At 40.5% G+C, this 22,966-nt stretch carries 17 protein-coding genes; 15 read left to right on the plus strand and 2 right to left on the minus strand.

The annotated features are described in order from the left end of the window. Nucleotides 1-9: 9 nt before the first annotated feature. The 3 genes from infB to HMPREF2867_RS03875 all read left to right on the plus strand — a co-directional run bounded on the left by infB (nucleotide 10) and on the right by HMPREF2867_RS03875 (nucleotide 3,921). Nucleotides 10-2,844 (plus strand): translation initiation factor IF-2, encoded by a 2,835-nt coding sequence (gene infB / locus HMPREF2867_RS03865; RefSeq protein WP_070575932.1) that lies wholly within the window; start codon nucleotides 10-12, stop codon nucleotides 2,842-2,844. A gap of 95 nt (nucleotides 2,845-2,939) precedes the next feature. Beyond that, nucleotides 2,940-3,293 carry a 30S ribosome-binding factor RbfA gene (gene rbfA / locus HMPREF2867_RS03870; protein ID WP_002883798.1) on the plus strand — a complete coding sequence of 118 codons (354 nt, stop codon included), beginning with the start codon at nucleotides 2,940-2,942 and terminating at the stop codon, nucleotides 3,291-3,293. A 64-nt stretch (nucleotides 3,294-3,357) separates the two neighbouring features. Beyond that, nucleotides 3,358-3,921 carry an LOG family protein gene (locus HMPREF2867_RS03875; RefSeq protein ID WP_070575938.1) on the plus strand — a complete coding sequence of 188 codons (564 nt, stop codon included), beginning with the start codon at nucleotides 3,358-3,360 and terminating at the stop codon, nucleotides 3,919-3,921. A gap of 76 nt (nucleotides 3,922-3,997) precedes the next feature. On the opposite strand, the gene HMPREF2867_RS03880 is transcribed toward HMPREF2867_RS03875, so the two are convergent. Next, nucleotides 3,998-5,443 carry a UDP-N-acetylmuramoyl-L-alanyl-D-glutamate--L-lysine ligase gene (locus HMPREF2867_RS03880; RefSeq protein WP_070575941.1) on the minus strand — a complete coding sequence of 482 codons (1,446 nt, stop codon included), beginning with the start codon at nucleotides 5,441-5,443 and terminating at the stop codon, nucleotides 3,998-4,000. A gap of 94 nt (nucleotides 5,444-5,537) precedes the next feature. Here HMPREF2867_RS03880 and HMPREF2867_RS03885 point away from each other — a divergent pair, with 94 nt between their 5' ends. From HMPREF2867_RS03885 to HMPREF2867_RS03900, 4 genes are all read left to right on the plus strand, one after another. After that, nucleotides 5,538-7,169 carry a putative polysaccharide biosynthesis protein gene (locus HMPREF2867_RS03885; protein ID WP_070575944.1) on the plus strand — a complete coding sequence of 544 codons (1,632 nt, stop codon included), beginning with the start codon at nucleotides 5,538-5,540 and terminating at the stop codon, nucleotides 7,167-7,169. Between the two features lie 116 nt (nucleotides 7,170-7,285). Further along, nucleotides 7,286-10,066 (plus strand): cation-translocating P-type ATPase, encoded by a 2,781-nt coding sequence (locus HMPREF2867_RS03890; RefSeq protein WP_070575947.1) that lies wholly within the window; start codon nucleotides 7,286-7,288, stop codon nucleotides 10,064-10,066. 293 nt (nucleotides 10,067-10,359) lie between these two features. Then, nucleotides 10,360-11,454, plus strand: coding sequence for a cystathionine gamma-synthase (locus HMPREF2867_RS03895; RefSeq protein WP_038675324.1), 1,095 nt, complete (start codon nucleotides 10,360-10,362; stop codon nucleotides 11,452-11,454). Nucleotides 11,455-11,464: 10 nt separating this feature from the next. Next, complete coding sequence (locus tag HMPREF2867_RS03900; protein ID WP_070575950.1) at nucleotides 11,465-12,628, plus strand: MalY/PatB family protein; 1,164 nt, start codon at nucleotides 11,465-11,467, stop codon at nucleotides 12,626-12,628. A 35-nt stretch (nucleotides 12,629-12,663) separates the two neighbouring features. On the opposite strand, the gene HMPREF2867_RS03905 is transcribed toward HMPREF2867_RS03900, so the two are convergent. Further along, complete coding sequence (locus HMPREF2867_RS03905; RefSeq protein WP_021143579.1) at nucleotides 12,664-14,268, minus strand: GH32 C-terminal domain-containing protein; 1,605 nt, start codon at nucleotides 14,266-14,268, stop codon at nucleotides 12,664-12,666. 277 nt (nucleotides 14,269-14,545) lie between these two features. Here HMPREF2867_RS03905 and HMPREF2867_RS03910 point away from each other — a divergent pair, with 277 nt between their 5' ends. From HMPREF2867_RS03910 to HMPREF2867_RS03945, 8 genes are all read left to right on the plus strand, one after another. After that, on the plus strand, nucleotides 14,546-17,461 hold the full coding sequence (locus HMPREF2867_RS03910; protein WP_070575953.1) for a glycoside hydrolase family 68 protein: 2,916 nt from the start codon (nucleotides 14,546-14,548) through the stop codon (nucleotides 17,459-17,461). Between the two features lie 89 nt (nucleotides 17,462-17,550). Further along, nucleotides 17,551-18,180 carry a uracil phosphoribosyltransferase gene (gene upp, locus HMPREF2867_RS03915; protein WP_002883819.1) on the plus strand — a complete coding sequence of 210 codons (630 nt, stop codon included), beginning with the start codon at nucleotides 17,551-17,553 and terminating at the stop codon, nucleotides 18,178-18,180. A 174-nt stretch (nucleotides 18,181-18,354) separates the two neighbouring features. Further along, nucleotides 18,355-18,945 carry an ATP-dependent Clp protease proteolytic subunit gene (locus HMPREF2867_RS03920; protein WP_002883818.1) on the plus strand — a complete coding sequence of 197 codons (591 nt, stop codon included), beginning with the start codon at nucleotides 18,355-18,357 and terminating at the stop codon, nucleotides 18,943-18,945. 85 nt (nucleotides 18,946-19,030) lie between these two features. Then, entirely contained in the window at nucleotides 19,031-19,480 is a 450-nt protein-coding gene (locus HMPREF2867_RS03925; RefSeq protein WP_014633922.1) for a YlbF/YmcA family competence regulator, read from the plus strand. Beyond that, on the plus strand, nucleotides 19,473-19,754 hold the full coding sequence (locus HMPREF2867_RS03930) for a DUF2129 domain-containing protein (protein WP_014633923.1): 282 nt from the start codon (nucleotides 19,473-19,475) through the stop codon (nucleotides 19,752-19,754). Before HMPREF2867_RS03925 ends, HMPREF2867_RS03930 begins: the two co-directional genes overlap by 8 nt. Before the next feature lie 154 nt (nucleotides 19,755-19,908). After that, entirely contained in the window at nucleotides 19,909-21,084 is a 1,176-nt protein-coding gene (locus HMPREF2867_RS03935) for an ABC transporter substrate-binding protein (protein WP_014633924.1), read from the plus strand. Nucleotides 21,085-21,127: 43 nt separating this feature from the next. Beyond that, nucleotides 21,128-22,012 (plus strand): branched-chain amino acid ABC transporter permease, encoded by an 885-nt coding sequence (locus tag HMPREF2867_RS03940; RefSeq protein ID WP_002890014.1) that lies wholly within the window; start codon nucleotides 21,128-21,130, stop codon nucleotides 22,010-22,012. A 3-nt stretch (nucleotides 22,013-22,015) separates the two neighbouring features. Next, the gene (locus tag HMPREF2867_RS03945) at nucleotides 22,016-22,966 is read left to right on the plus strand and encodes a branched-chain amino acid ABC transporter permease (protein ID WP_002883720.1); all 951 of its coding nucleotides are present in this window, start codon (nucleotides 22,016-22,018) and stop codon (nucleotides 22,964-22,966) included.

The following is a 22,966-nucleotide window of genomic DNA, read 5'->3' on the forward strand; positions in this document are numbered from 1 at the left end:
GGACATCACGTGTCAAAGAAACGATTATATGAAATCGCAAAAGAGGTTGGTGTAGAAAGTAAGGTTGTTGTTGCGAAAGCTCAAGAACTTGGTCTTTCTGTGAAGAGCCATTCCTCATCAGTTGAAGAAGCTGATGCTAATCGTATCACTTCAAGTTTAAAAGGGGGAACAGCTAAGGCTGAAAGCAAGCCAGCTCCTAAAGCGACACCAACTCCTAAAGAGGAAAAGGTAGCGCCTAAGGTTGATAAGGTACCTGTTGCCAAATCAGCTCCAGCTAAAGAAACATCAAAGGCTGAAGTCAAAGAAGCCCCTGCGACTCCGAAAAAACCACAAAGCCGTAATTTTAAGGCAGAACGTGAAGCACGTGCCAAGGCAGAGGCAGAGCGTCGTCAAAATGGCGGAGGCCGTGACAACCGTAATCGTAACCGAAATCAACAAGGGAGCGATCAAGGTAAACGTCAGAATAATGATCGTCGCAACCAAAATGGAAATGGTCAAGGCAACCGTAACAATGGAAACCGCGATAACAATAGTAATCGTGACCGTAATTTCCAAGGTAAACAGCGCAATGATCAAGGTCGAAATAAACGTAACGATGCTGCCCGCAACAATCAGGCAGGTCCACGTATTGACTTTAAAGCGCGTGCAGCAGCCTTGAAAGCAGAGCAAAATGCAGAATATTCACGTCAAAGTGAAACACGCTTCCGTGAAGAAAAAGCTGCAGAGCAACGCCGTGCGAAAGAGCAAGAAAAGGCAAGAAAAGAAAAACAACAGGCTGAAGTCGCTGCTCAAAAAGCAGTTGCTGAAGCTAAGCCAGCTCCCAAGCCAGCACCGGCTGCTCAACCAGCTCTAGCTGCGCAAACACAAGATACACGTCGTAAAAAGGCACGTCCAGATAAATCACGTGATAATCGTCGCGAGAATGAAGATGGACCTAAGCAAACAAGAAATAATAAGTGGAATAATCAAAACCAAGTGAGAAATCAACGAAATAGTAACTGGAATAAAAACAAAAATAAAAAAGGTAAAAATAACCGTGGTAATTCAGCTCCAAAACCAGTAACAGAGCGTAAATTCCATGAATTACCAAAAGAATTTGAATACACTGAAGGCATGACGGTTGCAGAAATCGCAAAACGTATTAAACGTGAGCCAGCTGAAATCGTTAAGAAACTCTTCATGATGGGTGTTATGGCAACTCAGAACCAATCTCTTGATGGGGATACTATTGAGTTGTTGATGGTTGACTACGGTATTGAAGCAACCAAGAAAGAAGAAGTCGATAATGCTGATATCGAACGTTTCTTTGTTGACGAAGACTACCTCAATAAAGATGCTATGGTAGAACGTGCACCAGTTGTTACTATCATGGGACACGTTGACCATGGTAAAACAACCCTTCTTGATACCCTTCGTAACTCACGTGTTGCGACTGGAGAAGCTGGTGGTATCACACAGCATATTGGTGCCTACCAAATTGAAGAGGGTGGTAAGAAAATCACCTTCCTTGATACTCCAGGACACGCGGCCTTTACATCTATGCGTGCCCGTGGTGCTTCTGTTACAGATATTACTATCTTGATTGTCGCTGCGGATGACGGTGTTATGCCACAAACTATTGAAGCCATCAACCACTCTAAGGCTGCTGGTGTTCCAATCATTGTTGCGATTAACAAGATTGATAAACCAGGTGCTAACCCAGAGCGTGTAATCGGTGAATTGGCAGAGCATGGCGTTATCTCAACTGCATGGGGTGGGGATAGCGAATTCGTTGAAATTTCAGCGAAGTTTGGTCAAAATATTGAAGAATTGCTTGAAACAGTTCTTCTTGTGGCTGAAGTGGAAGAACTTAAAGCTGACCCAACAGTTCGTGCCATCGGTACCGTTATTGAAGCGCGTTTGGATAAAGGTAAAGGTGCGGTTGCAACCCTCCTTGTTCAACAAGGTACCTTGCATGTTCAAGACCCAATCGTTGTTGGTAATACCTTCGGACGTGTCCGTGCTATGACCAATGACCTTGGTCGTCGTATTAAGACTGCAGCACCATCAACACCAGTTTCAATTACTGGTTTGAACGAAGCGCCTATGGCGGGTGACCATTTTGCCGTTTATGAAGACGAAAAAGCAGCTCGTGCAGCCGGTGAAGAACGTGCCAAACGTGCCCTTATGAAACAACGTCAACAAACACATCGTGTTAGTCTTGATAACCTCTTTGATACCCTTAAAGCTGGTGAATTGAAGACTGTTAATGTTATCATCAAGGCTGACGTACAAGGTTCTGTTGAAGCCTTGGCAGCATCACTTCTTAAGATTGATGTTGAGGGTGTTCGTGTTAATGTTGTTCACTCAGCAGTAGGTGCTATCAACGAATCTGATATTACTCTTGCGGAAGCTTCAGATGCTGTTGTTATCGGATTTAACGTTCGTCCTACCCCACAAGCACGTCAACAAGCGGAAACTGATGAAGTTGAAATTCGTCTTCACAGCATCATCTACAAGGTTATCGAAGAAATCGAAGATGCCATGAAAGGGATGCTTGATCCTGAATTTGAAGAAAAAGTCATTGGTGAAGCTATTATCCGTGAAACCTTCAAGGTTTCTAAAGTCGGAACAATCGGTGGGTTCATGGTTACTAGTGGTAAAATCACTCGTGATTCAAGTGCCCGTGTGATTCGTGATGGTGTCGTTATTTTTGATGGTAAATTGGCAAGCTTGAAACACTTTAAAGATGACGTTAAAGAAGTCGGAAACGCTCAAGAGGGTGGTTTGATGATTGAAAACTATAACGATATTAAAGTTGATGACGTTATCGAAGCTTACATTATGGAAGAAATTAAACGTTAATTTTGTTAGCTTTTAAGAAAGCTTACTTAGGAGACAAAGCTAGGTCATCTGGCCTGGCTTTTGTTCCATCATAATAAGAGAGAAAGGATAAGACTATGGGAAATTCATTTCGTGTAGACCGTGTTGGTATGGAAATCAAACGTGAGGTCAATGAAATTCTTCAAAAGAAAGTTCGTGATCCACGCGTGCAAGATGTCACTATCACAGATGTACAGATGCTTGGTGATTTGTCAGCTGCTAAGATTTTTTACACCATTCATTCAACCTTGGCCTCAGATAACCAAAAAGCACAAACTGGTCTTGAAAAGGCTACTGGGACAATCAAGCGTGAACTTGGTAAAAAATTGACTATGTATAAGATTCCGGATTTGACCTTTATTAAAGATGAGTCTATCGAATACGGTAATAAAATTGATGAAATGCTTCGTAATTTGGAGCGTAAAGACTAAGAAAAAATTCCTGTCAGTTATGGCAGGAATTTTGCGTTATAATAGAATAAAAAGGAGGACTTCAATGAAAGTAACGGTCTATTTGGGTGCTAATATGGGTGATAATCCTAGCTTTAAGAAAGCAACAATTGCCTTGGGTCAGTGGATTGCTAAAAATGGGCATACCCTAGTCTATGGTGGCAGTAAGATGGGACTTATGGGAGTTCTTGGTGATACGGTTTTGGAAAATGGTGGACAGGCTCATGGCATTATGCCACAATTCCTCAAAGATAGGGAGATAGCTTATGAGGGGTTAACCTCAATGACCATAGTAGAAACTATGGCAGAACGAAAGACTGCCATGCTAGAGCAAGGAGATCTCTTTATCGCCCTTCCAGGAGGTTTAGGGACACTGGAAGAAATCTCTGAAGCTATTGCAGCTGCTCGAGTCGGTAAGTTGGACAAACCCTGTGTTTTCTTCAATCTCAATGGCTATTATGATGCTATGAAAACGATGTTAGATACCATGGTTGCTCATGATTTTTTGGAGGCTGAAACAGCAGCAAAATTCCTCTTTACAGATGATTTTTCAGAAATTGAAGCTTTCGTCCAGTCTTACACGCCTCCTCAATTGAGACGTTATCGGTAGTATTGCTTTAATTTGTAAAATTGAGATGAATTAAAAAGATTCAATGATATGTCATTGAATCTTTTTAATTAAATCTTTACAAATATTTTTTAGCGACTTCAATATCGCCAGCATAGTTATCACGTTTCCCATTTACGATTTGGAAAGCATCAGCACCTTTACCGGCAATAACCACAGCGTCTTTGGAGTCTGTAGTCTCAGACATTGCTGTTTTGATTGCTTCTTCTCGATCAACAATGATACGTACCTCACGGTTGATGTGACTGGCAATTTCTTGACAGATAGCAAGAGGATCCTCCTTGTTAGGATCGTCGGCTGTTAGGAAGACATCAACATCAGGGTAGGTATTGAGGACATGTCCGAAGTCTTTACGACGACTTTCACCTTTATTTCCAGGAGCCCCTAGAATTAGGCTAATATGGCCATCTTGATGGCTGGTTACGACTTGTAAGAGCTTATCTAGGCTATCTCCATTGTGAGCATAGTCCACAAAAACCTTGGCTCCTTTAGTTTGTGTAAGAACTTCCATACGACCTGGAACAGAGGTCTGAGTAATCCCTTCTTTGATGTCTTGAAGGCTAGCTCCAAGACGTAGGCAGGCTAGACCTGCAGCCATAGCATTGTCCTGGTTAAAGTCACCTATAAGTTGGATATCATAGTCGCCGGCTAATTTCCCACTTGCCTTAAAGCTAAAACCTGAGCCATGTTTAACAGCATTGTCGGAGTTTTTACCATAGAAGTCATGCTCTTTATCCGCAACTTCCTCAGCGACAAAAGCAAAGTGATCCATACCGCTATTGACGATAACAACTCGACTGTTTTCCAAGAGAAGACGCTTATGGTAGAAGTAGTCTTCAAAGGTTGGATGTTCAATAGGTCCAATATGGTCTGGGCTGATGTTAAGAAAGACACCCACATCAAAAGTCAGTCCATAGACACGCTTAGTCAGATAGGCTTGACTTGAGACTTCCATAATCAGATGGGTCATGCCATTATCAACAGCTTCAGCCATCATACGGAAAAGATCCAAACTCTCAGGTGTTGTTAAGGTAGACTTGAAGAAGTTTTTTCCGTCTAATGTCGTGTTCATGGTTGAAAGCATAGCAGGTTTATGACTTTGCTTGAGAATATTGAAGGCAAAGTAGGCTGCTGTTGTTTTCCCTTTTGTCCCAGTAAAAGCCAGTAATTTAAGCTTGTCTTGAGGGTATTGGTAGAAGGCCTGAGCAACGAGGCTCATAGCCTGTTTAATATCTGATACGATAATGGCAGGTATTCCCACTTGATAATCTTTCTCAGCCACGTAGAAACTCAAGCCAGCTTTGACAGCATTCTCTAAAAATTCAGGCTTAAAGGCAGCCCCTTTGGCAAAAAAGAGGGAAGATGGTGTGACATCACGACTGTCGTAAGAAAGATGATCAAAAGTCACTCCAGTCCATGAATAGTAGTAGTTGTCTTGGTCAATAATATCTCGAAAATTACGGTCCTTTTTGAGAACCTCTAGAACTTGTTCAATAGTAATCATAGTTCCTATTTTAGCCTTAATGTTCTTGTTTTACAAGTCACAGCCAAAAGTTTATAATAAACTAGATTATATTTTATTCTTTAGAAAGAAAATTATGACTGAAACTAAAACTGACACACAGCAGCAGCAGATGCTAAGAGGGACGGCGTGGATGACAGCATCCAATATTATCAGTCGTCTATTAGGGGCACTTTACATTATTCCTTGGTATGCTTGGATGGGTAAACAGGGCGACCAAGCCAATGCCCTCTTTGGTCAAGGGTATAACATTTATGCCCTTTTCCTTTTGATTTCTACAGCAGGGATTCCAGTCGCAATTGCCAAACAGGTGTCTAAATACAACACTCTTGGAAAGATGGAGACGAGTTTCTTCTTACTCAAGCGTATCTTGTATTACATGATTGGTCTCGGATTGATCTTTGGCGTTTTCATGTACTTTGCTTCGCCGTGGATGTCTTACCTTTCTGGGGGAGATGAGGATCTGGTTCGCGTAATGCGTAGTCTTTCTTGGGCAGTTGTTATTTTCCCATCCATGTCTGTTTTACGAGGCTTTTTCCAAGGCTTTAACAATATGAAGCCATATGCCTTAAGTCAGATTGCGGAACAGATTATCCGTGTTATTTGGATGCTGTTGGCTACCTTCTTCATCATGAAAATTGGGACAGGCGATTATGTGACGGCAGTTGTCCAATCGACTTTTGCCGCTTTCATCGGTATGTTGGCTAGTTATGGGGTGCTTTTCTTCTACCTTTGGAAGGAGGGCAAGCTCAAGAGCCTTTTTGGCAAGCAGGCTGTTCATCCGGATATCAATCCAACTGCAATTGTTATTGAAACCTTTAAGGAAGCTGTCCCTTTTATTATCACTGGATCTGCTATTCAGCTTTTCCAACTGATTGATCAATGGACCTTTATCCGTACTATGGAGAAGTTTACAAGCTATAGTAACAGTCAACTTCAGGTTCTCTATGCTTACTTGTCTTCAAACCCAAGTAAGATTACCATGATTTTGATTGCCGTTGCTCTTTCTATTGCCGGGGTTGGGATTCCACTCTTGACGGAAAATATGGTTAAGAAAGATCTTAAGGGAGCGGCTAAACTGATTATCAATAACCTACAGTTGCTTTTGCTCTTTATTGTTCCTGCTATTGTGGGGTCAGTGATTTTAGCTAAACCACTTTATACAGTTTTTTATGGGGCCCCAGATAGTCAGGCCCACTTGCTATTTGTAGCCAGTCTGATTCAAGTTATTTTCTTGGCCTTGTATAGCGTTTTAGCACCAATGCTTCAGGCAATCTTTGAAACCCGTAAAGCTATTAACTATTTTGCGATTGGGGTTTTAGTTAAGGCTGTTCTACAGTTGCCATTGATTATTTTCCTAGGAGCCCTTGGCCCTGTTATTTCAACAGCCATCGGTTTAGGTGTTCCAATTGCTCTCATGTATAATCACCTCCACACTGTTACGCACTTTAGTCGTAAGACAGTGTTTAGAAAAGCCTTGCTCATCTGTATCCTTACAGTACTCATGGCTATTCCAGTTGCGGTCTTCTATTGGTTGTTCCAGTTTGTACTGTCACCAACAAGCCGTATGGGTAGTGTGATTTACTTGGTCATTGGAGGAGGCCTTGGAATCGGTGTCTATGGCGTTCTTGCTCTTGTAACTCGTATGGCTGATCACTTGCTTGGTGCCCGAGCTGCTAGTCTGCGTGCTAAATTACATATTAAATAAGATTTAAACCAAGTTGTGTGGCTTGGTTTTTTTCTTTTCAACAATTTCTGAAAAAGGAGTATAATGAGGGTGAAAAAATGAAATCGTTTTAATGATTTAGAATCGAGGAAAGGATTATGGTTGATTCTAGACAAGAAAATATAAAATTAGGGACCTATCCTCCCGAACAAGTTTACCAAGTCTTGCAGACAAGCACTCAAGGTTTGAGCTTACAAGAGGTTAAGGAGAGGCAGGCGACTTATGGCCCTAACCAATTGAAGGAAAGTAAGAAGGAGCCTATTTGGCTGGTCTTTTTCAGGCATTTTACCAGTCTTATGGCACTCTTATTGTGGGTCGGTGGTTTTATCGCTATGCTTTCTCATAGTTTAGAGTTGGGGATTGCAATCTGGTTGGTCAACATTATTAATGGTCTCTTTAGCTTTATTCAAGAATATAGAGCAAGTCAGGCTACGGCAGCTCTTAACAAGCTTCTTCCAGCCTATACGCGAGTTCTTCGTGATGGTAAGGAGGATAAGATTCTAGCTCAGGACTTGGTGCCAGGTGACTTGGTTTTCATTGAAGAAGGAGACCGTATTTCTGCAGATGGACGCTTGGTCGCCGTGACAGATTTGCAGGTTAACCAGTCTGCCCTCACTGGTGAGTCTAATCCTATTTATAAGTCAGATCAAGCAGATTTGACTCCCGACAAGACTGAGTTAGAATATGACAATATGGTATTTGCAGGGACGACAGTCTCTTCTGGTTCTGGACATTTTATAGTATCTGCTATCGGTATGAAAACTGAGTTCGGACAAATTGCAGACTTGACGCAAAACCTAGCTCAGGAAAAAAGTCCACTGCAAAAGGAACTAGACCATTTGACCAAACAGATTTCGGTCATCGCAGTATCTGTAGGTCTCTTCTTTATGGTGGCAGCGACTCTATTTGTCCATCAGCCTTTGTCTCAAGCCTTTATTTTTGCATTGGGGATGATTGTGGCCTTTATTCCAGAGGGACTTCTTCCCACAGTTACTCTCTCTCTAGCCATGGCAGTTCAGCGTATGGCTAAGGATCATGCTTTGGTTAAGAAGTTGTCTTCGGTAGAGACACTAGGAGCAACTTCTGTTATTTGTTCGGATAAAACAGGGACTTTGACGCAAAATGCTATGACGGTTAACCACCTGTGGACCTTGTCAGACAGTTATGGGGTAACTGGGCTAGGTTACGCACCGGAAGGGCAGATTGAGCAGGAAGGACAACCTGTTTCTCTTGAAGAAAATGAGCTCCTTAATCGTTTGGTCAGATTCTCACATTTGGCTAGCAATGCTCAAGTTGTAGCTCCTAGTGCTGATAATCCCAATTATACGATTTTAGGTGATCCGACGGAGGCTTGTCTTAATGTTCTCGCTGAAAAAGCAGGAATTAATTTAAATGACAATCATACTTGGGCCCCTCGCATCAAGGAAATTCCCTTTGATTCTGATCGTAAACGGATGACAACAGTGCATAAGCTTGAGTCAGGATTGGATGGTAGTTATCATATATCTATCACCAAAGGTGCTCCAAAAGAAGTGATGGAGCTTTGCTCAGATTACTTTGATAATCAAGGGATGATTAAATCATTGACAGCTACTGAGCGTCAGGCTATCCTTGCGGCTAACGATAAGTTTGCCCGTGATGGTCTACGTGTTTTAGCTGTGGCCTATAGACCTTTAGATAGCGAGCATATTGGAGAAGACCGGTGGGACATGCAGACCCTGGAGGACAGTATGGTCTTTCTAGGTTTAGTTGCCATGAGTGATCCGCCACGTCAGGGGGTGCGAGAGGCTATTGAGAAATGCCATAGAGCTAGTATTCGTATTATCATGGTAACAGGTGACTATGGTTTGACAGCTCTCAGTATTGCCAAGAAAATCGGAATTGTACAAGGTGATGATGCGCGTGTTGTTTCGGGACTTGAACTAGCTGCCATGGATGACGACCAGCTCAAAGAAGCGCTTAAAGGGGAAATTGTTTTTGCTCGTGTAGCACCTGAACAAAAATACCGTGTGGTCAATGCACTTCAGGAGCTTGGTGAGGTTGTCGCTGTTACTGGTGATGGTGTTAATGATGCCCCTGCCCTTAAAAAAGCTGATATCGGTGTAGCTATGGGGGTATCGGGAACCGATGTTGCCAAGGAATCTGCGGATATGATCTTAACAGATGATCATTTTGTTTCGATTGTACATGCTGTTGAAGAAGGTCGTGCAGTTTATAGAAACATTCAAAAATTCCTGACTTATATTTTTAATTCCAACACGCCAGAAGCCGTACCCTCTGCTTTCTTCTTGTTCTCTTTGGGACGCATACCTCTTCCCTTAACGGTTATGCAAATCCTAGCTATTGACTTGGGGACAGATATGGTACCTGCTTTGGGATTGGGGGTTGAACCACCTGAAGAGGGCGTTATGGATAGACCGCCAAGACGTCTTTCAGATCGCTTGCTCAATCGACAATTATTGATTAAAGCTTTTGTCTGGTATGGACTGATTGAAGCAGCCTTAGCTATGGGAGCTTTCTTCCTTAATTATTGGGTTAATCAAGGTAATTTAAACCATTTGGCCAGCTCAGGTCCTCTTTATCGAGAGGCAACCACTATGACCTTAGGTGCTATTATCTTTACCCAAATTGGTATGGCTATGAATAGTCGTAAAGGTAGAGGGTCTATATTCCAAGTTAAACCATTTGCTAATCGGATTATTAGCTTAGGGATTGTTTTAGAAATTGTTCTCTTTATCATCCTGTCTTACGTGCCTTTCTTCCACACGCTATTTAACACTGCACCTATTGGACTTGATGATTGGCTCTATTTACTTGCTTGTCCGTTTGTTATTATGGCTTTGGAAGAAATCAGATATCGCTTATTTGATAAAAAGTAAGTCAGTAGCTTACTTCGGATTGCAGCGAGACTTTTAAATCATTTCTTAGTGCTTGAAACTATGATGTTTCAGGCACTTTTTGATGCTTGAAAATCTACTTTAGACAATCTCAAAAATTGGCCTTATTTTAAATTAGAGTCAGTATCTATCTGTCTTTTTAGGTTATAGAAATAAACTATAACTAACTATCAAGAATCCGTATGATGAACTTACCATTATTTTCAGAAAATAGTGATAAAATAGAGGTCATAGATATGGATTATATCCACTTTACCATGTAGAAAGGGCACATTATGACACAAGAATATCAATTAGAAACCATTTTGGCACACGCAGGAATCAATTCGGATGAAGCAACAGGAGCCTTGGCTTCACCGATTCATTTTTCAACAACCTACCAACATCCAGAATTTGGCCATTCTACTGGTTTTGACTATACACGAACTAAAAATCCAACACGCGCAACAGTGGAAAAAACACTTGCAGCTATTGAAAAAGCAGATTATGCTATTGCGACAAGTTCAGGGATGAGCGCCATTGTTTTGGCCTTTGAAATTTTCCCAGTAGGTAGCAAGGTTGTAGCTGCGCGTGACCTTTACGGAGGCTCTTTCCGTTGGTTTAATGACAAGGAAAAAGAAGGTCGCTTCTTTTTTGAATACACTAATACCGAAGACGAGATGATTGCGGCCATCACTGATGATACTGATATTGTCTACATCGAAACACCAACAAATCCACTTATGATTGAGTTTGATATTGAAAAAGTGGCAAAAATTGCTCATGATAAGGGTGCAGTGGTTATTGTTGATAATACTTTCTATAGCCCAATCTATCAAACACCGATTACTCAAGGTGCTGATATCGTTGTACATTCAGCTACTAAATACCTATCAGGTCATAATGATGTTTTGGCTGGTGTTGTTGTGACTAGCAACCAAGAATTTTACGATAAACTTTATTATAACCTCAATACTACGGGTCCTACCTTATCACCATTTGATAGCTATATGCTCATGCGTGGTCTTAAGACCTTAAAACTTCGTATGGAGGCATCGACAGCTAATGCTCAAGAAGTTGTAGCTTTCTTAGAAAAGTCACCGGCTGTTAAGGAAGTTCTCTATCCAGGCAAGGGTGGGATGATTTCCTTCAAAGTGGCTGATCAAGACAAGATTCCAACCATTATCAATTCTCTAAAGGTCTTTACCTTTGCGGAGAGCCTAGGTGGTGTCGAAAGCTTGATTACCTACCCAACGACACAAACCCACGCAGATATTCCAAGTGATGTACGTGCTTCCTATGGTTTGACAGACGACTTGCTTCGTCTTTCAATTGGTATTGAAGCAGCACAAGATTTGATTGCTGACTTGGAAAATGCCCTTAGTCTTTAAGGAGTTATCTATGACACGTTATGATTTTACAACACAACCAAATCGCTTGAATCAAAACACCATGAAATGGCACGAAGCTGAAAGTAATCCAGAACTCCTTGAGCTTTGGGTTGCTGATATGGACTTCCTACCTGTTCCTGAGATTAGGGATGCAGTCATCAACTATGCTGAGACACATATTTTTGGTTATCCTTATCCAAGTGATGAGCTTTATCAGTCCATTATTAATTGGGAAAAAAATCAACATGGTTATGTCGTTGATAAAGAGAGTATTGTGCTTATTGAAGGTGTTGTCCCAGCCATTTCAACAGCTATTCAAGCCTTTACGAAAGAAGGCGATGCTGTTCTCATCAATACACCAGTTTATCCGCCTTTTGCTCGTTCTGTCCGTTTGAATAATCGTCGATTGATTGAAAATAGTCTTGTTAAAGTTAATGGCCATTTCGAAATTGATTTTGAACAATTGGAACGTGATATCGTCGAGAATGATGTTAAACTTTATGTTTTCTGTAGCCCACATAACCCAGGTGGGCGTGTCTGGACCAAAGAGGAATTGACTAAGGTAGCAGATTTGTGCCAGAAACATGGTGTCCTCTTGGTATCTGATGAAATCCACCAAGACTTAGCTCTATATGGGAATAAGCACATCTCTATGAATACCATTTCAGATGCTTACAAGGACTTTACCTTGGTGCTTAGTTCGGCTACTAAAACCTTTAATATTGCTGGTACCAAAAACAGTTTTACTATCATTGAAAATGAAGACTTACGTAAAGCCTTTAAACAAAAGCAATTGGCAAATAATCAACATGAAATTCCAACCATTGGTTTGATTACAACCCAAGCAGCTCTGACCTATGGGAAACCTTGGTTAGAGGAATTGAAAACTGTCTTTGAAACTAATATTGACCTTTTAACCAAAGAATTTAGTGAAAAGACTAATATCAAGGTCATGAAACCTGAGGGAACTTACTTGGTTTGGCTTGATTTTTCAGCCTATGATCAAGACCATAATGAACTTGGACGTTTGCTTAAAGAAGAAGCCAAGGTAGTGCTAAATGACGGTATTACTTTTGGTTCCGAAGGAGAAAAACATTTCCGCTTTAACGTAGCTACGCCAACTACGGTTGTTGCCGAAGGAGTTAAACGTCTTGTTTCTGTCTTTGGAAAATAATAAAAGTGATGCTGTTTGCATCACTTTTATTATTGTTATGAGTGTACATCGTAGATTTTCAAGTTTAATAGTAGATCTTCCTGAGTGGAGAAAACCTTGACATCCTGCTTGCCAGAGGTATTAAATCTGGCTAGAGTGTAGGTTTGGCCATTGGGGAAGAAAATTTCCAAGCTACGATTGTCTGTAATAAGCGTTATAGTGATATTATCATTTTCCTTATAGAGACTGTCAGCTTGAAAACCTTGACCGTTACCCAAGAGTCCATCGTAATAGTAAGAAGAGGCAGTTTGACTACCATCCATGCTGTTGTTCAGTTCAGCAGCATAGGCAGAGACCCGATAGGTACCACTTGTTATTTGGTAGGCGATTTTAACGTAATCAGAGCCTTGCCAGATATCAATGTAGATATAGCCTCCTTCTTTCTTAATATTTGAAAAATGCAGTTGGTAATACCCCGCACTATTTTTTTCAGAAAGGTCAAGAAGGCCATTAGCATTCTGATTGTGACTTTTATCAATCCAAGGTTTTCTATTGTCACTGGTGAGTGGCCTTTGACTCGAAATGTTGCCGTTTTGATTTTTGAGGGTTAATTGTTCATTTTTATAGAGGGGAGCGGACTGAATAATACCGTCCTTATCCAGTTGTAGCTGTCTGGGTGTAGCGTAAAAACCGATAGTTTTTAGAAAATCACTCTTGGCCTCTTGGTCACTGTGAATGCCTGACGTGAAGTAATTCCAATTACCAACCCAGCCAAGACTGATAAGGTTATGATTGCTTTCTTCAATTCGATCGCTTCCAGTGAAGTTAGCGCCATAATAGTCTGAGCCTTGATCTAAGCGTTTTGTTTCTGTATCTGCAATAAATAAGCCGTTACCATCTAAATGCCCTACAGTATAGTAGGTTCCAGTTGTTTCGCCTGAGGCTGTATCCTTAGCTCCAAAAAAGAGAACTTGCTTGTCCCGACCATCAGTTGTTGTCATTGTTTTGAGAACGGGACACTCGATAGGAGCGTTGTCCTGCCAGTTACGACCCTTAAAAAATGTTTCGGGTAGGATTTTGGAGTCTCCCTTGCTATCTGCTTTGGTCCAGTTGATACCATCTTGAGATTGATAAACACCTAAGGCGTCACCTTCAGCGACATACATGAGTAATTTGTCTTTGAAGTGGAAGACATAAGGATCGCGGAAGTCTTTACCGTTATAGGATTGTTCCTTTGTCAATAAAGGTTTACCATCTTTTAAGGCTTTAGTAAAGCTAGTTCCCTTGTCATTTGATGCACTAGCATAGATTGCTTGGCTTCCATCATCCATGAGTCCAGTAAAATAGGCGACAGGTTCTTCGTTTTGGCTACTAGAAATCCCCTGACTATCTGTGACTACACTCCCTGTCCAAGCAGAATGCCATCCTTCTTTAGAGTCGCCACCCTTTGCTGGTATAGCAGTCTCTTGTTTACTATAGGTGATAAAATCTTTAGTCGTTGTATGTATCCAATCTTGACCGCTAGGTCCAAAAGGATCAGTAGCCCCATCTACAGAATGTAGAAAATAGATATCATAGTAATTTTTTTCTTGATTCCACACGATAGTCTGTAGGTCGTTAGACCATCCTTTATGAGATGCTAGATGAAAGGTTTGACTCATAGAAACCTTATTTGTTTTTTGGGAAGGATTGTTAGCGTTCTCATTTTTTATTATAAAAACAAAAAATAAAATTAAAAAAACGAGAGCTAAAATTAGAGGTGAATATTTTGATTCCATATAGTGATATTTCCTGATAAAATTACTTATTTTGTAGTTATTATTTTAACAAAAAAATAGTTTTTTACAAAAAATATAAATTTGTCATTAAAAAAAGATTGGAATTTAGATTAAAAAATGATAGAATAAAACATGTGAAAACCTAAAAGGAGAGTTTAATATGGATAGTACAGTTAATTCACAGTCAAATACAGTAGCACCAAAGCAAGCAGAGTGCAAAAAGATGCGTTATAGCATCCGTAAGGTTGCCACAGTAGGGGCAACATCAGCGCTCGTTGGTACCTTGGCATTTTTGGGTGCCACTCAGGTAAAAGCTGATCAAGTTACAGAAACAGCACCAGCGGTAGCTACTGCGACAGCAACACCAGAAACAAGCACAGCATCTCTAACGGTAGCCAGTGAAACAGCAACAAGTGTGGCAACTTCAGAAGCAGTTGAATCTTCAGTTGCACATTCAGAGGTTGCAACTACACCAGTTACAGAGACACAACCAAGCAACACAACTCCATCAGTAGTCGAAGAAAAGGCGTCTAGCACAGTAGTGACATCTTCATCAGATGCAACAACACCTTCATCAACAGTTGCTGCGGTTTCTGCTCCAGCTCATACATCAGAGGCTGCAGTAGAAGCACCAACTTCAACAGCAAGCTCAGAAACAGCTGATACACACACTGAAGTAGCCCTTAAACCTACTGAAAACAGCGCTGCTAATGCAAACCTTAGCAAACTTAATGGTCGTATCAAGTCTATTGTTGAAGATAATATGACCTCAGATCAAATCGTTGCCTTGACTGAGGAAGAAATTAAAGCACTTAATAAAGTTGACTTTAGCGATGATGCTATCAAGGGTACAGGTACTAGCTTGACTTACCGTAACTTGAAAGATATCGTTGCTAGCTTCTTGAAGCAAGACAGCAAATTGGCAGTTCCTTACTTTAAAGCAGATACAATCATCAATATGCCTGCTTTCAACACTGTTGATGCCCAAACGATGAAAAAAGAAGAAATCGACGTTTGGGATTCTTGGCCAGTCCAAGATGCTGAGTCAGGTGTAGTAAGCAACTGGAACGGTTACCAGTTAGTCATTTCAATGGCCGGTGCACCAAATAAAAACTCAAACCACATTTACTTGCTCTATAGTAAATATGGAGATAATGACTTTACACATTGGAAAAATGCGGGTCCAATCTTTGGTTATAATGCCCTTGAAGATGACCAACAATGGTCAGGTTCAGCGACGGTAAACTCTGACGGTAGTATCCAACTTTACTACACTAAGAATGATACTAGTGGCGGTAAATTGAACTGGCAACAATTGGCTAGTGCTACACTTAACCTAGCTGTTGAAAACGACGAAGTTGTTATCAAGTCAGTTGAAAATGACCACATTCTCTTTGGTGGAGATAATTATCACTATCAAAGCTATCCTAAATTTATGAGTACTTTTGATGATGACCATAACCATGATGGTAATCCAGACCGTACGGATAACTACTGTCTTCGTGACCCACACATCATTGAAGATAACGGTAGCCGTTACCTTATTTTTGAATCAAATACAGGTGACGAAAACTACCAAGGCGAAAAACAAATTTACAAATGGTCAAACTATGGAGGAGATGACGCCTTTAACCTTAAGTCATTCCTCAATATTGTTAATAATAAACACCTTTACAACCTTGCATCATGGGCAAATGGTTCTATCGGTATCTTGAAACTTGATGATAATGAGAAAAATCCATCTGTAGCTGAACTTTACACACCGCTTGTCACTAGCCACATGGTTACTGATGAAGTAGAACGTCCAAGTGTTGTTAAGATGGGTGGCAAGTATTACCTCTTCACTGCTTCACGTATCAACAAATCTACGGATGCTGAAGGTACTGTAGCAGCGCGTGAAGCTGTCGGTGATGACGTTGTCATGCTTGGATTCGTATCAGACAGCCTCCGTGGGAAATACCGTCCACTTAACGGCTCAGGTGTGGTCTTGACAGCCTCTGTTCCAGCTGACTGGCGTACATCTACCTATTCTTACTATGCGGTTCCTGTTGAAGGATCATCAGATACTCTCTTGGTTACTTCTTACATGACTAACCGCGGTGGTATTGCTGGTGCTGAGAATAAATCGACATGGGCTCCAAGCTTCCTCATTAAGATGAATGAAGATGATACTACAGAAGTTCTTCCTAAGATGACCAACCAAGGGGACTGGATTTGGGATAAATCTAGTGAAAGCTTGGTACACGTGGCCGATCAAAACAGTGCTAAATTGCCAAATGAGGACTATAACGTAGATTATTATGCAGTGTCAGATTATGGTCTTAAACCACATACTTATCCTACAGTTGATGGTTCACCGGGCGTTTCTGAAGCTCGCGGTGTCTTAACTGTAACTGTTAAAGATGGTGAAGACAAGAAATCAGATAAATCAGAAACACCAGTAAATCCAACAGAAGGTAATCATTCTGTTGATGATAAGTCTAACAAACCAGATACACCTTCTAAACCAGCAGACAATAATCAACCATCAACTAATAAAGAAGATAAACCAGCAACGCCGACGAATCCAGATTCTCCAGTTCGTAATCCGTTCCCTTATTTCACAGACCGCCCATCTAATGATAATAATTCATCAGATGATCATCATGTAGAGGTTCCTGCGAAACCTTCAACAGAGAGTTCTGTGGGTGACCGTCGTCCAGTAGCTCAAGCTACAGAGATTGCGTCACCAGTACCAGAGGCTATTGTAGCAACTGGACCAACTGTTTCAACGACTCCTGTTAAAGAAGAGTCTGTCACTGAAACAGAAGCTCCAAAACCAGCTAAGTCTGAAGAGGAAGTTCAGTCTCACGGAGTCGCTAAAGCTGATGAAGTAACTAAGTCTGATGAGTCAAGTAAAGACAACAATACTAAAGTTGCTGCCAAACTTGCTACGACTCCTAAGACACCAAGTGATTCAGAAGGTTCAAAGAGCAACATTCTTTCAATCTTGGCGACTATCTTTGCAGCAATTGCAAGTCTAGCTCTTCTTGGCTATGGTTTGGTCACAGGAAAGATTCATTTGCCTAAAAAATAATCCTTTTCAAAAACGTTTGCAGTAAAGCAAGCGTTTTTTTTGCCTTTTTGATATAATGGAGTGAATATAAAGCAAAGGAAGAAACTATTATGGGTAAATTTCAAGTTATTTCACATCCACTGATTCAACATAAACTTTCAATCCTCCGTCGTGAGGATACTTCTACTAAGGACTTCCGTGAGCTAGTTAATGAAATTGCTATGCTCATGGGTTACGAAGTGTCTCGTGACCTTCCTCTCGAAGAGGTTGAAATTCAAACACCAATTACTAAAACTGTACAAAAACAACTTTCTGGTAAGAAATTGGCGATTGTTCCAATTCTTCGTGCGGGTATTGGTATGGTCGATGGTTTCCTTAGCCTTGTACCAGCAGCTAAAGTTGGTCATATTGGTATGTATCGTGACGAGGAAACTCTTGAGCCAGTTGAGTACTTAGTTAAATTACCAGAAGACATTGATCAACGTCAGATCTTTGTAGTAGATCCAATGCTTGCGACTGGTGGTTCAGCAATCTTGGCAGTAGACTCACTTAAAAAACGTGGTGCAGCTAATATCAAGTTTGTTTGCTTGGTTGCAGCACCAGAAGGTGTCAAAAAATTGCAAGATGCTCACCCAGATATCGATATCTACACAGCATCTTTGGATGAGAAACTTAATGAAAACGGTTATATTGTTCCAGGTCTTGGAGATGCAGGTGACCGTCTATTTGGTACAAAATAGGTTGAAAAAGGGAAAATTTCCCTTTTTTTACTAGATTAATAAGTTTCAAGTGAAATTGTTTTAGAGTGATTTAGCACTCTTTTGAAAAGAGTGCTAAGAATGATGTTTTTTATTTGACCTAATTTGACTAAAATCATATAATAGCATCAAGACAATATTAAAAGGAGGATTCATATGATTCCTGTAGTAATTGAACAAACATCACGCGGTGAGCGTTCTTATGATATTTACTCACGTTTGCTCAAGGATCGTATCATCATGTTAACAGGTCCTGTTGAAGATAATATGGCAAACTCAATTATCGCCCAACTCTTGTTCTTGGATGCTCAAGACAACACAAAAGATATCTATCTTTATGTTAATACACCAGGTGGATCAGTTTCGGCAGGTCTTGCCATTGTTGATACAATGAACTTCATCAAGTCTGATGTTCAGACTATCGTTATGGGGATGGCAGCATCTATGGGAACAATTATTGCTTCAAGCGGTACCAAAGGTAAACGTTTCATGTTGCCAAATGCAGAGTACATGATTCACCAACCAATGGGTGGTACTGGTGGTGGTACGCAACAAACAGACATGGCTATCGCAGCTGAACATTTGCTCAAAACGCGTAATAACTTGGAGCAAATCTTGGCGGATAATTCTGGACAGCCAATTGAAAAAGTTCATGTAGACGCTGAACGTGACAATTGGATGAGTGCCCAAGAAACGCTTGAATATGGCTTTATCGATGAAATCATGGCTAATAACCAATTAAAATAGACTGAGCTTGTCTTAAATAAAAGTCAGATGCAAATCGGTTGTATAAGGACCGTTTCATCTGGCTTTTTGTGTTATAATAGAAAACATGTTAATAATCAATAAGGAGTTGCTTGCTATTGATCAAGCTATAGATTGTCTTGTTTCGTATTTTCTAAAGCTACCTGAGGTAGAAAATTACCGTTTGAAACGCCAGAAATTCGAAAATGACAGAGAACTTCAAGAGCAACTCTTTGCATTTCAGGAATTAAAGGATAGCTATGATACTGCTAAGGAGTACGAAGCTTTTAGACCAGATGTGAGAGAGTTGAAACGTCAGGTTTTGCGAATGAAGCGCCAAATTGATTTGAACGAGGTGGTTATTGGCTATCGTCAGGCAGAGTTCGATTTGCAGACTATTTTAGCCAATCTTGGTGAGGAGATTGCCCAAGCTGTTTCAGACCAGATTTTTATCGATTCTGGGCTACCTCTTGCCCCTCACAAACCGCATCATAAAAAGGGAGACACTAACATAAAGGAGAAAATGAGTCATGATTAAGCGTCAAGGCATTATTGTTTATTTATACTACAATAGAGACTTACGTAAAATTACCAAGTTTGGGGATGTTGTCTACCATTCTTATAAGATGCGTTATGTGCACCTTTATGTAGATGAGGACAAGGTCGAGGATATTTTGAAAGAGCTCGATGGAATGAAAGCAGTGAAAAAAGTTCTGCCTTCCTACTATTCTGATATTGATATGGACTTTGTAGGTAGTCTGGAACGCTACGACACCTCAGTTCCTGAACCGTTTAAGAACTTTTCTCTTTAATAGGAGAAAAGTTTTTTTATTTTCAAAAAGTTATTCTTAAAGTAATGGAAACGATTACTGTGGCTAAAGCTTAGTTATGTGTAGTTGACAATTGTCTGATAATTCTGTAAGCTATAAGGTGGACTTTTTTAAGAAAATATTAAGGAGAAATCTTATGTCTAAAAAGATCACACTTATTGTGTTAGCCTTTTTTGCTTCCATTTTCTTGGTTGCCTGTGGCAAGTCACCAGATGTGACTGCTAATGCCAATGGTACTAAGATTGGCGATACCATCAAAATTGGTGTTAATATGGAGTTGACAGGTGCCGTTGCAGCCTATGGTAAGGCAGAGCAAAATGGTATTAAGTTGGCTGTTGATGAAATTAACAAAGCTGGTGGCGTCGATGGCAAAAAACTTGAGCTTGTCACAAAAGATAATAAATCTGAAAACGCTGAAGCTTCAACCTCTTCAACGAACTTGGCTATTCAGAGTAATGTAAATGCTATCGTTGGTCCAGCGACATCAGGTGCTGTCGCTGCGGCTAGCCTCGTATCACAAAAAACAGGGGTTCCTTTGTTGACACCTTCTGGTACTCAGGATGACCTTACGGTAGATGCTAACGGAGCTAAGAAATTTGTTTTCCGTACAACCTTTAAAGATAGCTACCAAGGTAAAGTTTTGGCAGCTTATTCTTACAGTAATTTGAATGCTAAGAAAGTAGTTCTCTACTATGATAATGCTTCGGATTATGCTAAGGGGATTGCAGATGAATTCAAGCGTGAATATAAAGGTAAAATCGTTACTGAAGCTACCTTTGCTTCAGGTGACAAGGACTATCAGTCAGCTTTGACTAAATTTAAAGACCTTGATTATGATGCGATTGTAATGCCTGGTTACTATACTGAGACTGGTATTATCACTAAACAAGCACGTGACCTTGGAATTGATAAACCAATCCTTGGACCTGATGGATTCAGTGATGCGAAATTCACTGAGCTTGCAGGTAAAAAGAATGCGTCAAACGTCTACTATGTATCAGGATATTCAACAAATGTTTCTCTTTCTGACAAAGCATCAGGATTCATCGAAGCATATAAAAAAGCTTACAAAACTGAACCAAATATGTTTGCTGCTCTAGCGTACGATTCAGTTTATATGATTGCAGAAGCATCTAAAGATGCGAAAACATCAGTTGATATTGCTGATAACTTAGCACATTTGAAAAACTTTGTCGGGGTTACTGGTAAAATGACGATTGATAAGGATCATAACCCTATTAAAGCAGCTCTTATGGTTAAAAGAGATAATGGTGAAGAAGTTTCAGCGGAAGCCGTTGAAATTGAAAAATAATCTATTATCTATACTGAAAATGAACTAGAAAGTTTGGTTATATATGTTTTTTGAACAACTTCCCCAACAACTAGTCAATGGTATTATCTTGGGTAGTATCTATGCCCTACTTGCCCTTGGATATACCATGGTTTATGGGATTATCAAATTGATTAACTTTGCCCATGGAGACATCTATATGATGGGTGCCTTCGTTGGTTACTATGCGATTAATAGCCTTGGAATGAATTTCTGGGTTGCCCTTGTCTTTGCTATGCTTGTCTGTGCGATTTTAGGGGTTGTTATTGAGTTCTTGGCTTATCGCCCGCTCCGTAATTCGACACGTATTTCTGCCTTGATTACAGCTATCGGTGTCTCATTCTTCCTTGAGTACATCATGGTTCTATTTGTAGGGGCAGATACACGTTCATTCCCTCAAAAGATTGCAATTGAGACTTATCATCTTGGATCAATCTCTGTAACAAATGTGCAATTGCTTATCTTGGTAGTTGCGCTTGTGCTTATGGTTGCTCTTCAATTGATTGTTAAAAAGACTAAGATGGGTAAAGCTATGCGTGCCGTATCTGTAGACAGTGATGCCGCTGAATTGATGGGTATTAATGTTAATAACACTATTAGCTTCACTTTTGCTCTTGGATCATCACTAGCAGGGGCAGCGGGTGTCCTTATTGGTCTTTACTATAACTCTATCGAACCTCTTATGGGTATGACGCCAGGTATTAAAGCCTTTGTTGCCGCTGTTCTTGGTGGTATCGGTATTATCCCTGGTGCAGCACTTGGTGGATTTGTTATCGGTATTTTGGAGACATTATCAACTGCAATTGGTTTGTCAAGTTACCGTGATGCCATCGTTTATGGTGTCTTGATTGTTATCCTTTTGGTTCGCCCAGCGGGTATCCTCGGTAAAAATGTGAAAGAGAAGGTGTAAGACATGAAGAAAAATCTAAAAGTAAACCTTATTTGGTTTGGTCTTATCATTGGGCTCTTCCTTATCTTGAAAGGTCTTGAACTTTCAGGTATCATGAACCTTTACTACATCCAAATCTTAATGGGGATTGGAATCTCAATCCTTATGGGACTTGGTACTAACTTGGTTCTTGGTTTCTCAGGGCAATTTACACTTGGTCAAGCTGGTTTCATGGCAATTGGTGCCTATTCATCAGCTATCATCACTGGTATGATGCCAACATATGACGGTTTCTACCTCTCAATGGTTGTCGGTGTCATCATCGCAGCTATTGTTGCCCTTATCTTTGGTCTACCTACCCTTCGTTTGAAAGGTGACTACCTTGCCATTGCAACTCTTGGTATGGCTGAAATCATCCGTATCATTATCGTTAATGGTGGTGAATTGACCAATGGTGCCGCTGGTTTGACAGGTATCCTTCCCTATACTAGTTGGCCTGTAATTTATTTCTTTGTGGTAATCATTACAATTTTGGTGCTTAATTTCTTACGTTCAGCAACTGGACGTCAAGCAATCACTCTTCGTGAAGATGAAATTGCTGCTGAGTCAATGGGTGTTAATGTCACAAAAATGAAGGTTCTTATCTTTGTTATCGGTGCCATGATTTCAGCGATTGCTGGCTCACTTTATGTCAGCTACATCGGTACAGTCGTGCCAAAAGATTTCACCATCATGAAATCAATTGATTACCTTATCATTGCCGTTCTTGGTGGTCTTGGATCTATCACAGGTACTATCATTGCCGCTGTTGTTCTTGGTATTATCAACATGTTCCTACAAAATGTTTCAAACCTTCGTATGATTATTTACGCCTTGGCTTTGATTCTTGTAATGCTCTTCCGTCCAGGTGGACTTCTTGGAACAAAAGAACTCTATCTCTCAAAATTCTTCAATAAATCTAAGGAGGGCAAATAA

The sequence above is a fragment of the Streptococcus sp. HMSC064H09 genome (assembly GCF_001812625.1).
Taxonomy (GTDB): domain Bacteria; phylum Bacillota; class Bacilli; order Lactobacillales; family Streptococcaceae; genus Streptococcus.